Source organism: Micromonospora sp. AMSO12t, from assembly GCF_008806585.1.
Taxonomy (GTDB): Bacteria; Actinomycetota; Actinomycetes; order Mycobacteriales; family Micromonosporaceae; genus Micromonospora; species Micromonospora reichwaldensis.
Window position 1 is genome coordinate 1 of the sequence record NZ_WAAS01000059.1, and the last position, 11,992, is coordinate 11,992.

Consider the following 11,992-nt stretch of genomic DNA (forward strand, 5'->3'; position numbering starts at 1 on the left):
CCGGAGGGCTCCGACACTCCCGCCGAGCAGCCTCGGCCACGCCGGGGCGAGCGGGTGGTCCAGTTGCGCCCGGAGCAGACCGGTGAGGGCTACAAGAGCGTCTACTCGGAGCTCACCCGGCCGTCGCGGTCCTCGGGCCGGTCGTCCGGTACGCGGTTCACCTGGGCACCGTCGCCGAGCGCAGCGTGGTCGAGTCCTCGAACGCCGGCACGGTCACCGAGGAGACGGTCTCCTTGTAACCGAGCTTGTAGTCGTCGACCAGGTCCCTGAACAACCGGACTCCCTGTGAGTCGGCGAGGGCCTGCTGCAGGGCAGCGGGGTCGCCGATTGCTACGATCTTGAATGGTGGGGAGTACACCCGGCCGTGCAGCAGCAGGGTGTTACCCACGCAGCGTACCGCGCTGGTCGACAGCACGCGGACGTTCATGATGGACATGGCCTCGGCGCCACCCGCCCAGAGGGCGTTCACCACCGCCTGCACGTCTCCCTGATGGACGACCAGGTCGTCGTTGGTGGCCCCGGCGGGCAGCGTGCCGTCGTTGCGCCGGGGCGCGTCGTCGAGTTCCACCGTCACCCCGGAGCCGGCGAGCGCGGTGAAGCCGGCGTCCGCCCGGCTGGCGGCGGCCCGGTCCTGCTGTTCCCTGATCGGCCCGTCGGAGCTGGCCAGGGCGCTGGTGCGGCCCTCGACCTCGGCGCGCAGGTCGGACGCCCGCCGCTCGCTGGCCGCCACCTCCGCGCGCCGGTCCTCGATCAACTGGTTGAGCTGGGGTCGGCGGTCCTCGCGCAGGGCGGTGCCGCCCGCGGTGGTCGCCGTGGTGGTGAAGAGCAGCCCGGCCGCGGCGGCGATCAGCGGCACCCCGATCGACCAGCCCGGTCGTCGCTGCCGCGGGCGTCGAGGCAGCAGCCCGGCGACCGCCCGCCGGAGCACCTTCTGCCAGGAGGCCGCGCCGGATGTGTACTCCACCGAGCGTTCCTTCCCCGTCGTCTGGTTCAGCCCGCGGAGGCGCGAGCCGCCGCGGCGACCCGAACAGTCCCGCCTTTTTCGGTCACTCCGTGCACTGGCCTCGCCCCATTCGTGGATTGGACGGGCCTTCGGGACTACGCTAGCTGTCGAACATTATTGGCCATGGACCGTCGCCCCCGCGCCCGGTTGTCAGGCCGGACGAGGTCGTAACCCCTCTGGAGAGCGTCGTGCCCAAGTCTCAGGTTCGCAAGAAGAAGGTGTACACCCCGCCGACGGACGTCCGTCCGACGGCGACGGCGGCGACGCGCAAGCCTAGCCCGGTGTGGCTCCCGGTCTCGGCGGTCGCCCTCATCGTCTTCGGCATCGGCTGGCTGGTGATCTACTACCTCTCCGAGCAGGAGTACCCGGTCATGTCGTGGGGTTACTGGAACCTCGCGGTGGGCTTCGGCGCGATGGTCGCCTCCCTGATCCTGCTCTCCCGCTGGCGCTGAGCGTCCCGCTCACCTGCCGGCGCTGAGCGTCCCGCTCACTCGTCGGCGCTGAGTGCCGCACCCCGCCGCCGGACCGGCGGCGGGGTCGTCCGGGCGCGGTCAGCCCTGCCGTCGACGCCGTCCGGCCCCGGCCGGTGGGTGGCAATCCATGTCACTCGGTGGAGCCCCTACCCGGCGGTTGGGGTGTCTTCGCCCTAAGGTGTGCGCAGGGCGGCGCGGCCCGGTGCGAGATGACTCACGTTACTCCTGGGTAACCTTGCGCGTAGGCTGCACTGCATGACCGAGCGGAGCGAGGTCATCGACCGGTCCGGTCGAGGGTGCGGCAGCTGTTGCTCGCCGGTCGTGCCCTGACCCGGGCCCCGGTCGCCGAGCCGCTCGACAGGCAGCAGACCGGGAGGCCAACTCGATGGGCAGCGTCCAGATCGTCACCACGATCCTCGCGTTCGCCATCACCGCCGTGGCGGTGTGGCTTGCGGTACGCGCGGTCATGAAGATGGTGGCCGTCATCCGGCTGGGTCAGCCGGACCCGACCCGCTTCGGTGACCCGGGCACCCGCACGAAGACGATGCTGGCCGAGACCGCCGGCCACACCCGCATGCTCCGCTGGAGCGTGGTGGGTGCGGCGCACTGGTTCGTGATGGTCGGCTTCATCGTGCTGTCGCTGCTGGTGCTGGAGGCGTACTTCGAGGTCGTCTCCCCGACCGGCGGGCTGCCGCTGGTCGGCAACTGGGCGATCTACGGGCTGGTCACCGAGTGGCTCGCGATCCTGGGCATCGTCAGCATCCTGGTGCTGATCGCGATCCGGCTCCGCAACCGGCCCACCCGGCCGGGCGGGAAGTCCCGGTTCACCGGCTCGACCATGTGGCAGGGCTACTTCGTCGAGGGCATCATCCTCGCCGTACTGATCATGGGCTTCGTCATCCGGGGCTTCAAGGTCGCCACCGACCACTTCGAGTACCCGGTCTGGGCCGCCCCGCTCAGCCACGCCGTCGGCGGGGTGCTGCCGAACTGGGCGGCCGGCGTCAGCGTCGCCGCGCTCGTCAAGATCGTCATCTCGATGACCTGGCTCATCGTGATCTCGCTGAACGTCACCATGGGCGTCGCCTGGCACCGCTTCCTGGCCTTCTTCAACATCTTCTTCAAGCGTGACCCGGGCGCCAACGTCTCCGGCCTCGGCGCGCTGCGCCCCATGACGAGCCAGGGCAAGCCGCTGGACTTCGAGGAGGCCGACCCCGAGAAGGACCAGTTCGGGGTCGCCCAGGTCGAGCAGTTCACCTGGAAGGGCCTGCTGGACTTCAGCACCTGCACCGAGTGCGGCCGCTGCCAGTCGCAGTGCCCGGCCTGGAACACCGGCAAGCCGCTGTCGCCGAAGCTGCTGGTGCTGAGCCTGCGCGACCACGCGTACGCGAAGGCGCCGTACCTGCTGGCCGGCGGCGGCAAGGACCTAACCGGCGAGGAGAAGGCCACCGCCGCCCAGCTCGCCCACATGGACGTCCTCGCGCTCGCCGAGGCCGAGAAGCCGCTGATCGGCACCGCCGAGGAAGGCGGCATCATCGACCCGGACGTGCTCTGGTCCTGCACCACCTGCGGTGCCTGCGTCGAGCAGTGCCCGGTCGACATCGAGCACGTCGACCACATCGTCGACATGCGCCGCTACCAGGTGCTCATCGAGTCGAGCTTCCCGTCGGAGGCCGGCGTGATGCTGCGCAACCTGGAGAACAAGGGCAACCCGTGGGGCGCCCCGCAGAACACCCGCGAGGACTGGACCAAGGGCCTGGACTTCGAGGTGCCGCGGGTCGGCGAGGTCGACGACTTCGAGTACCTCTTCTGGGTCGGCTGCGCCGGCGCGTTCGAGGACCGGGCCAAGAAGACCACCCGGGCGGTCGCCACGCTGCTCAACGAGGCGGGCGTGAAGTTCGCGATCCTCGGCGAGGGCGAGACCTGCTCCGGCGACCCGGCCCGCCGCATCGGCAACGAGTTCGTCTTCCAGATGCTCGCCCAGCAGAACGTCGAGACCCTCAACGAGGCGTTCGAGGGCCGGGAGAAGAGCAAGCGGAAGATCGTCGCGACCTGCCCGCACTGCTTCAACACCCTCGGCAACGAGTACGGCCAGCTCGGCGGCGAGTTCGAGGTGGTCCACCACACCCAGCTCCTGGCGCACCTGGTCGCCACCGGCAAGCTCACCCCGGTGCAGCCGGTCGACGGTGGCGTGACCTACCACGACCCCTGCTACCTGGGCCGGCACAACCGGGTCTTCGCCCCGCCGCGTGAGGTGCTCAGCAGCGCCATCGCCGGCGGGGACGGCGCGAGCGGCGACGGCGGCCTCATCGAGATGCCGCGCAACAGCGAGCGCTCCTTCTGCTGCGGCGCCGGCGGCGCCCGGATGTGGATGGAGGAGAAGATCGGCAAGCGGATCAACGTGGACCGGGTCGAGGAGGCCATGTCCACCGGGGCGAAGACGGTCGCCGTCGGCTGCCCGTTCTGCTCGACGATGCTCAACGACGGGGTGAACGGCAAGGGCGCCGGCGAGCAGGTCGAGGTCGTCGACGTGGCCAGCGTGCTGCTCCGCTCGGTCAAGCCCGAGCAGGCGCCGGGCGACACCGAGCGGGCGCCGGCGGCCGGCTGACGCGTACCCCCTGCGACGCCCGACGGCGGCGGCACCCTCCGGTGCCGCCGCCGTCGTCGTTCAGGAGGTCGTGGTGATGATCGTGGTGGTGACGGCCGTGGTGGTCGTGATCAGGATGACCGCCTGGATCTCCTCGATGGCCTTCTTCGTGGCGGCGGACGCCCAGTCCCCGGCGGCGATCTCGGTCAGCCGGCGCTTGACGTGCTCCTTCGGCAGCTCCGCGAAGAGCTTGCGGTCCAGGCCGACGGCCCGGACGAGGCCGATGAGCGCGGCCGTCCGCCCGTCCACCGGGCCGTCCGCGGCCACGGCGGCGACCATCCGCTGCCGGGCCTGCGTCTCCACCGCCGGCTCCGCGCCGGTGGTGGACGGATAGCGGGTACGCGGAAAGATCCACAGCACCTTGTCCGAGTCGCGGCGCAGCACACCGGCGGTGACCAGCCCGTCCAGCACCTGCTCGGGCAGGTCCTTAGCGAGCCGGCTGACCCAGTCCTTCGGCTTGCGCCGCTTCGGCTCGGTGGCGATCCGGGTCAGCGCGTCGTCGAGCTGCCGCTGCCCGACGGGGGTCGGATCGGTCACCACGAGCCGGTCGTCGGCGACCTCGACCCGACCGGCGAGCGTCAGCTCCAGCAGCAGGGCGCCGGCCAGGCCGTAGTCGAGCGTGGGCCGGCCGAGCTGGTTGACGCCCGCGTCGTCGTAGCCGAGCAGGGCGAGTTCGTGGGCGAGCGTGAGCGGGGCCATGCACCGACGGTAGCCGGGGCCGGCGAGCCCGGCAGATCTTCCGCCCGTGACCGGGGCCGCCGCCCGTGCGAGAATTTCGCCGAGGTGAGACGACCATCGATGGCCTGCTGCTGACCACGCTGCTGCCCCTGGTCGGCTTCGTGCTGCTGACCGGCGGCAACGCGTTCTTCGTCGCGGCCGAGTTCGCCCTGGTCACGGTGGACCGCCCCGAGATCGAGCGGCGGGCGACCGCGGGTGACAACCGGGCCGCGACCGTACGCCGGGCGCTGCGGGAGCTCTCCTTCCAGCTCTCCGGGGCGCAGCTCGGCATCACCCTCACCGCGCTGCTCACGGGCTACCTGGCCGAGCCCGCCCTGGCCCGCCTCTTCACCCCGCTGCTGCGGCCGGTCGCCGGGGACGCCGCCGGCCGGTTCACCCCGTTCCTCGCCCTGGCCCTGGCCACCCTGCTCTCCATGCTCTTCGGCGAACTGGTGCCGAAGAACCTCGCGCTGGCCCGGCCGATGCCCACCGCCCTCGCGACCGCCGGCCCGATGCGCGCCTTCTCCCGCGCCTTCGGCTGGCTGATCCGGGCGCTGAACGACTCGGCGAACCGCCTCGTCCGGCTGCTGGGCGTGGAGCCGCAGGAGGAACTGGCCAGCGCCCGCTCGCCGGAGGAACTGGGGCTGCTGGCGGCCATCTCGGCGCGGGCCGGGGCGCTGCCGCCGGACACCGCCATGCTGCTGCGCCGGACCATCCGGTTCGGCGACAAGCGGGCCGCCGAGGCGATGACCCCGCGGGTCGACGTGGTCGCGCTGCGGGCCACCGCCACCGTGGCGGAGCTGCTGGCGCTGTCCCGCCGGACCGGGCGGACCCGGTTCCCGGTGTACGAGGAGACCCTCGACCTGGTGACCGGCGTCGCCGGGGTGCCGGACGCGCTGGGCGTGCCGCTGGCCCTGCGCGGCTCGACAACGGTCGGGTCGGTGGCCCGCGAACCGGTGTACGTGCCGGAGAGCCTGGACCTCGACGGCGTACTGGCCGCGCTCGGCAGCGCGGGTGCCGACCTCGCCATCGTCGTCGACGAGTACGGCGGCACCGACGGCGTGGTCACCACGGAGGACCTCGTGGAGGAGCTGGTCGGGGAGATCGCCGACGAGTTCGACCCGGCCGCGGTGGACGACGTCGGCGCGGTCGGGCTGAGGGTGCCGGGCGGGGAGCGGACGGTCCTCGTCGACGGGGTGCTGCGCTCCGACGAGCTGGCGGAGCAGACCGGCTTCCGGCTGCCCGAGGGGCCGTACGAGACGCTCGCCGGGTTCCTGATGGCCCGGCTGGGGCACATCCCGCTCGCGGGCGAGACGGTCGACGAGTCGGGCTTCGAGTTCACCGTCGTGGAGGTCGAGCGGCACCGGATCGAGCAGGTCCGGGTGCTCCGTCCCGAGGAGCCGGACGGCGATGCCTGAGCTGCTGGTCACCGTCGCGCTGCTGCTCGGCAACGCGTTCTTCGTGGGCAGCGAGTTCGCGCTGATCGCGTCCCGGCGCACGGTGGTCGAGCCGTTGGCGGCCGGCTCGAAGCGGGCCCGCTGGGCGTTGTCGGCGATGAACCAGATCCCGCTCATGATCGCCGGGGCGCAGCTCGGCATCACCATCTGCTCGCTGGGGCTGGGCGCGATCGCCGAGCCCGCCCTCGCGCACCTGCTGGAGCCTGCGTTCCGCGCGGCGCGGCTGCCGGAGGGGGTGGTCCACCCGGTGGCCTTCGTGCTCGCCCTCGGGGTGGTGGTCTTCCTGCACACCGTGGTCGGCGAGATGGTGCCGAAGAACATCACCCTGGCCGGGCCGGAGCCGTCGGCGCTCTGGCTGGGGCCGGCGATGCTGGCGTTCTGCCTGGCCACCAAGCCGCTGCTGGTGGCGATGAAGTGGGCGTCGCGCCGGGTGCTGGGACTGTGGCGGGTCGAGGCGGCCGAGGCCGTGAAGACGGTCTTCACCGCCGAGGAGCTGGCCGGGCTGGTGTCGCAGGCGCGTACGGAGGGGCTGCTCGACGCGGAGGAGCACGCCCGGATCACGGGCGCGCTCGCGTTGCACAGCCGGACGGCCGCCGACGCCCTGCAACCGTGGTCCACGGTGACCACGGTGGCCGAGGACGTCTCGCCCGCCTCGCTGGAGGTGCTGGCCACCCTGACGGGGCGGTCCCGCTTCCCGGTGGTGCAGCGACACACCCGCCGGGTGCTCGGCTTCGTGCACGTCAAGGACGTGCTCGGGTACGCGGGCGCGAGCCGGCGGGCCCCCGTGCCGGCGGACGTCTACCGGCCGTTGGCGGTGGTGCCGCCGGACCGTACGCTCGCCGACCTGTTGCTGTCGATGCGCCGGGAGCGGCGGCACATGGTGCTGGTCAGCGACGGTCGCCGCCCCCTCGGGGTGGTCACGCTCGACGACGTATTGACTGCGATCGTCGGCAGGCGGGCCGACACCCTTGGTACGCAAGCGGTTGCGCAGGCGTGAAGTGGCCCTCGATCGCCTTGATTCCGCTGCCGGCCTTCCCTAATGTTGGGCACCGGCCGCTGTGGGTCGTCTGTCTCGCCCCTCTTCCCTCGCGCGAGGCGCCAAGCGGCCGGGTTGCAAAAGGAGTCGGTGCCGGTGGCAACCATGCCCCCTCATCGTCACGCACCGGGACGGTCTGCTCGTCCGGGTGGCCTGCGCAGGGTCGCCCACCGTCTGCTCACCCTGGTCGCCGCGGCGGCGGTCGGCGCCGGCATGCTGGCCGCGCCCGCCCACGCCGAGCCCTCGGTCGACGAGATCGAGGCCGCGATCGACCAGAAGTGGGAGCAGCTCGAGCCCACCATCGAGCAGTACAACAAGGTGCGGGCGCAGCTGAAGGTCAACCGCAAGAAGTCGGAGGACCTGCAGAAGAAGATCCAGCCGTTGGCGCTGGAGAGCGAGCTGGCGATGGACCGGGTCGGCGATCTCGCCTCCCGTTACTACATCTCCGGCCCGTCCCACGACATCGGCGCGCTGCTGGTCAGCGCCAAGCCCGACACGCTGACCGAGCAGCTGACGCTGCTGGACCGGCTGGCCGCGCAGGAGCGCAAGCAGCTCGAGGGCGTGACCCGGGTCCGCCAGAAGTACGACACGGAGAAGCAGAAGCTCGACACGCTCATCGTGTCGCAGACGAAGCAGCAGAACGACCTGGCCGCGAAGAAGAAGCAGATCGACGCCGACATCAAGAAGCTCGAGGCGTCGATGCCGGTGACGACGGTCAAGACGGAGAAGTGCCCGACCATCAACGGGGTGGTCAGCGAGAAGGCCCGTACCGCGATCCGGACCGCCTGCGCGCAGGTCGGCGACCCGTACGTCTGGGGTGCCACCGGCCCGAACTCGTTCGACTGCTCCGGCCTCACCCAGTACGCCTACAAGGCGGCGGGGGTCCACCTGACGCACTTCACGGGTGCGCAGTGGAACGAGGGCAAGGCCATCCCACGCTCTGAGGCGCGCCCGGGTGACCTGGTCTTCTTCAAGTCCGACCTGAGTCACGTCGGCCTCTACCTCGGCAACGACAAGATGGTGCACGCGCCGCGGGCCGGCAAACCGGTAAACGTCTCCAGCATCAACACGATGCCGGTGGCCGGGTTCCGCCGGCCCTGACGGGCCAGCTCGTCCCGCACCCGCAACGACACGAGGGCCCCCGGTCGGATCGACCGGGGGCCCTCGTCGTGCGGTGGGATCAGCGGGGCGCGCCCAGCGGGGACGGCACCAGGTTCACATCGTCCAGGTTGACGTACATGATCCGGTGACCGAACTGGACCTGCACGTACCTGTTGTCGCCCCGGACGACCGTCTGGTCGTGGGGAGCGGAGCCGTCGAACGTGGTGGCCCGGTAGTACTCGCCGGGGAGCAGGTTGCCGACGGCGTACCGCTGGCCGGCCGAGAGCGTGTACTGCAGCGGCGAGATCGCCTGGTACGGCACGCCCTCCGGGTACGCGGCCTGCTCCGGGTAGGCCCGGCCGTACACCGGGATGGTGGCCTTACCGGCCTTCGGGGTCACCACGAACCCGACGGTCCACTTCGCCGTCGGCTTGGCGGCCGGGTTGTGGAACCACCCCTTCTGGCCGAGGTACCAGATCGCGGTCCAGTCGCCCTGCACCTCGGCAAGCGCGTACGTCTGGCCGGCCGAGACGCGGGCGCCGTGGTCGGAGACGTACGTGGTGTTCGGGGTGCCGTCGGGCCGCAGCGCGATGTCGTTGACCAGCGGCGCGTCGTGGCTCGGGGCGTTGTGCAGGAACAGCGCGGAGGAGCCGCGCAGCGGGCAGGGGGCCGTCGCCGGGGGCGGGTTCGGCACGCCCGGAGGCTGCCGGTTGCAGCCGGTGAACGGCGGCTGGTTGGTGGCGAAGTCCGGGTCGATGGTGACCAGCCCGGTCCGGTGCGTGCCGGTCGACTTGAACGGCGCCTTCAGCAGGTCGAAGTAGTGCGACCAGTCCCAGTACGGTCCCGGGTCCCAGTGCATGCCGCGCACGTTCGCGGCGACGGTGCCGGGGACGTTGTCGTGCCCGATGATGTGGTTGCGGTCCAGCGGGATGTTGTACGCCCGCGCCAGGTGGCGGACCAGCTTGGCGGAGGTGCGGTACATCGCCTCGGTGTACCAGGTGCCGTGCCCGGCGAAGCCCTCGTGTTCGAGGCCGATGGACTTGGCGTTCACGTACCAGTTGCCGGCGTGCCAGCCGACGTTCTTGGTCTTGATGTGCTGGGCGATGTGCCCGTCCACCGAGCGCAGGGTGTAGTGCCAACCCACCCACTTCGGGTCCTTGACCAGGTTGACGCTGGGGCCGAAGTAGCCCTCGGTGTCGTGGATGACGATGTACTCGATCTTCTGCTGGGTGGGACGGTTGCCCAGGTCGTGGTTGCCGTAGTCGCCCAGGGTGGGGCCGTAGTTCTCGTACGGCGCCGGGATCCACTCGCAGGAGATGTCGCTCGGGCACTCCAGCCCGTCCGGCCGGGCGAGCTTGCGCAGGCGCAGCCGGTCCAGCCAGGAGCGGTCCGGCTGGACCGCCCGGCCGGCCAGCGTGACCCGCTGCCCGTCGTCGGTCACCCGGCTGTCGCCCGTGGCGATGGTGGCGTACACCTCGTTGGCGAAGGCCGCCGCGGCGTCGGCGCTGTCCGCGCCGGAGTACCGGGCCACCGCGCCGTACCAGGCCGCCGGGTCGGTGCCGGCGCCGACCGGGGCGCCGATCTCCTTCTGGTACGCGGCCAGCAGCGCCGCGCCGCCCCGGATGTTCGCCGTGACGTCCGTCCGCAGCGACTCCTCGCTGGCGCCGGTCAACTCGGCGGCGGCGTCGACGGTCCGCAGCGCGGCCTCGGCGGGCGGCGTGGCGGCCGGCGGCTCGCCCGCCTCGGCCAGGGACGGGCGGGAGTCGTCGCCGCGCGGGTCCTCGGTGCCCTCGTCGTGGTGCGTGCCGCCGGCGAGGGCGGTGACGTGCTCGGCGTCGGTGAGGTGCATCGGTCCGTAGCCGCCGCTGGTGCTCGGCGTGCCGGCGTTGGTGTCCCAGCGGGACTGCAGGTAGGAGACCCCGAGCAGGACGCTTTCCGGTACGCCGTACTCGGCGGCCGCGGCGGCGTACTGCTGCTGCCGGTCGTTCACCGGCGCTGCCGCGGCGGCGGATCCGGCGGCGGTGAGCGGCGTCGCCGCCATGGCGGCGGCCACGGCGGCGGCCAGCAGGACGCGTCTGCTCCTCGATGTCGCTGACAGGTGCATCAGACCCCCAGTTCGGACGGGCAAAGGTGGGGTCACCTTCGCCCCGTCCGCCGCCTCTGGTCAATACCTTTCCGTCAGACACTTCAGAAGGAAGAAAATCTTCGTCGCCCGGGTTGCGGATCCGCCCGATCCGGGTGGGTACGGAGTGTCACTGCCCGTAGGGTTGCGGATCGATAACGGTCGTCTCTACTCTGGTCATTCGTCGGCCGGTGACATTCCGTCCAACCAGGGCGGTGACGGTCCGACACCGCCGAGTCGCTCCCGAGCGAGCCGGGGACCCAGGTTCCCCGGGGTGAATCCGCAGTCCTGCGGTAGGGCGCCCCTTCCCGCCCGAACCCGTCAGCTAACCCGGTAGGCGGTACGGAAGAAGGAGTACGAAGCCCGGTGGCACACCATGCCCCGCGGCCACCGTCGGCCCGGTCGGCCCTCGCCGACCCGGTGACGGCTGCGCCGCGCCCACGCTGGTACCGCTGCACCACCGCCCTCGCCGCCCTGGCCGCGTTCGCCGTCGTCCTGACCGGCGGCGCCACGGCGGCCCACGCCGAACCGACGGTCGCCGAGATCGAGCGGCAGATCGACGAGGACTGGAACAAGCTCGAACCGATCATCGAACGGCACAACGCCACCCGCCAGGACCTGGCCGCCAGGCGGAAGCAGGCCGACGCGCTCGCCGCGCAGATCGGGCCGCTGGAGAAGCAGGTCGACCAGGCGATGGAGAAGGTCGGCGCGCTGGCAGCCCGCGCCTACAAGGGCGAGAACGTCTCCGCCGTCAACGCCCTGCTGGGCAGCCGCTCACCGAGCGAGATGATCGGGCAGCTCGAACTGCTCGACCAGTTCGCCCAGCACCAGCAGCAGGACGTGCGGCAGGTCGCCGAGCTGCGCGACCGGCTGGCCGCCAAGAAGGCGCCGCTGGACGAGATGGTCGTCCAGCTCAGCCGCACCGAGGCCCAGCTCGCGGCGAAGAAGAAGCAGATCAACGCCGAGATCGACCGGTTGCAGAAGCTACGGCTGCGGGTCTACGGCAACGGCGGCGGCGGGCCGCTGCGTCCCGCCCCCTGCCCGGCCGGCTATCCCGGCGGCCCGGCGGGCACCGCCGTGAAGTTCGCCTGCGCACAGATCGGCAAGCCCTACGTCTGGGGCGCCGAGGGGCCGAACTCGTACGACTGCTCCGGCCTGATGCTCGCCGCCTGGGCGAAGGCGGGGGTGTCGCTGCCGCACAACGCCGCGCAGCAGCGCCGGGCCACGGCGTCCGTGAGCCGGGGCGAGCTGCGCCCGGGCGACCTCGTCTTCTACTACAGCGACCTGCACCACGTCGGCATGTACGTCGGCGGGGGCTGGGTGGTGCACGCCTCCCGCGCCGGGGTGCCGATCAAGATGAAGAAGGTCGACGACGGCCCGATCCACAGCTACGGCCGACCCGGCTGAGGCGCGCGGAGGGTCCCTGCCCGGCGGGGGCC

General features: G+C 71.7%; 9 protein-coding genes and 1 riboswitch. Of the genes, 6 read left to right on the forward strand and 3 right to left on the reverse strand.

The window, feature by feature from the left end; translation table 11 throughout:
- Nucleotides 1–157 precede the first annotated feature (157 nt).
- On the reverse strand, nt 158–964 hold the full coding sequence (locus F6X68_RS11985) for a DUF881 domain-containing protein (protein WP_151454343.1): 807 nt from the start codon (nt 962–964) through the stop codon (nt 158–160).
- Between the two features lie 227 nt (nt 965–1,191).
- Here F6X68_RS11985 and F6X68_RS11990 point away from each other — a divergent pair, with 227 nt between their 5' ends.
- Both F6X68_RS11990 and F6X68_RS11995 read left to right on the forward strand, forming a co-directional pair.
- Entirely contained in the window at nt 1,192–1,455 is a 264-nt protein-coding gene (locus tag F6X68_RS11990; RefSeq protein ID WP_151454344.1) for a cell division protein CrgA, read from the forward strand.
- A gap of 406 nt (nt 1,456–1,861) precedes the next feature.
- Nucleotides 1,862–4,081: a (Fe-S)-binding protein gene (locus F6X68_RS11995; protein WP_151454345.1), complete on the forward strand. Its 2,220-nt coding sequence runs from the start codon at nt 1,862–1,864 to the stop codon at nt 4,079–4,081.
- Nucleotides 4,082–4,141: 60 nt separating this feature from the next.
- Here the strand turns inward: F6X68_RS11995 and F6X68_RS12000 are convergent, their stop codons facing one another.
- Nucleotides 4,142–4,819, reverse strand: coding sequence for a GPP34 family phosphoprotein (locus tag F6X68_RS12000; RefSeq protein WP_151454346.1), 678 nt, complete (start codon nt 4,817–4,819; stop codon nt 4,142–4,144).
- 122 nt (nt 4,820–4,941) lie between these two features.
- On the opposite strand from F6X68_RS12000, the gene F6X68_RS12005 reads away from it, so the two are divergent.
- From F6X68_RS12005 to F6X68_RS12015, 3 genes are all read left to right on the forward strand, one after another.
- Nucleotides 4,942–6,255, forward strand: coding sequence for a hemolysin family protein (locus tag F6X68_RS12005; RefSeq protein ID WP_151454365.1), 1,314 nt, complete (start codon nt 4,942–4,944; stop codon nt 6,253–6,255).
- Entirely contained in the window at nt 6,248–7,291 is a 1,044-nt protein-coding gene (locus F6X68_RS12010; RefSeq protein ID WP_151454347.1) for a hemolysin family protein, read from the forward strand. The genes F6X68_RS12005 and F6X68_RS12010 overlap by 8 nt, the downstream gene beginning before the upstream one ends.
- Before the next feature lie 144 nt (nt 7,292–7,435).
- The gene (locus tag F6X68_RS12015) at nt 7,436–8,431 is read left to right on the forward strand and encodes an NlpC/P60 family protein (protein ID WP_151454348.1); all 996 of its coding nucleotides are present in this window, start codon (nt 7,436–7,438) and stop codon (nt 8,429–8,431) included.
- 79 nt (nt 8,432–8,510) lie between these two features.
- On the opposite strand, the gene F6X68_RS12020 is transcribed toward F6X68_RS12015, so the two are convergent.
- Nucleotides 8,511–10,535 carry an N-acetylmuramoyl-L-alanine amidase gene (locus F6X68_RS12020; RefSeq protein WP_151454349.1) on the reverse strand — a complete coding sequence of 675 codons (2,025 nt, stop codon included), beginning with the start codon at nt 10,533–10,535 and terminating at the stop codon, nt 8,511–8,513.
- A gap of 238 nt (nt 10,536–10,773) precedes the next feature.
- Nucleotides 10,774–10,907: riboswitch (cyclic di-AMP (ydaO/yuaA leader) on the forward strand.
- Between the two features lie 12 nt (nt 10,908–10,919).
- Here F6X68_RS12020 and F6X68_RS12025 point away from each other — a divergent pair.
- Nucleotides 10,920–11,960 (forward strand): NlpC/P60 family protein, encoded by a 1,041-nt coding sequence (locus tag F6X68_RS12025; protein WP_151454350.1) that lies wholly within the window; start codon nt 10,920–10,922, stop codon nt 11,958–11,960.
- Nucleotides 11,961–11,992 lie beyond the last annotated feature (32 nt).

What these genes read in the sequence shown, in the direction of transcription:
- F6X68_RS12010 (WP_151454347.1), top strand. Translation starts at nt 6,248, where the DNA reads ATGCCTGAGCTGCTGGTCACCGTCGCGCTGCTGCTCGGCAACGCGTTC.
- F6X68_RS11995 (WP_151454345.1), top strand. Translation starts at nt 1,862, where the DNA reads ATGGGCAGCGTCCAGATCGTCACCACGATCCTCGCGTTCGCCATCACC.
- F6X68_RS12015 (WP_151454348.1), top strand. Translation starts at nt 7,436, where the DNA reads ATGCCCCCTCATCGTCACGCACCGGGACGGTCTGCTCGTCCGGGTGGC.
- F6X68_RS12020 (WP_151454349.1), bottom strand. Translation starts at nt 10,535, where the DNA reads ATGCACCTGTCAGCGACATCGAGGAGCAGACGCGTCCTGCTGGCCGCC.
- F6X68_RS12000 (WP_151454346.1), bottom strand. Translation starts at nt 4,819, where the DNA reads ATGGCCCCGCTCACGCTCGCCCACGAACTCGCCCTGCTCGGCTACGAC.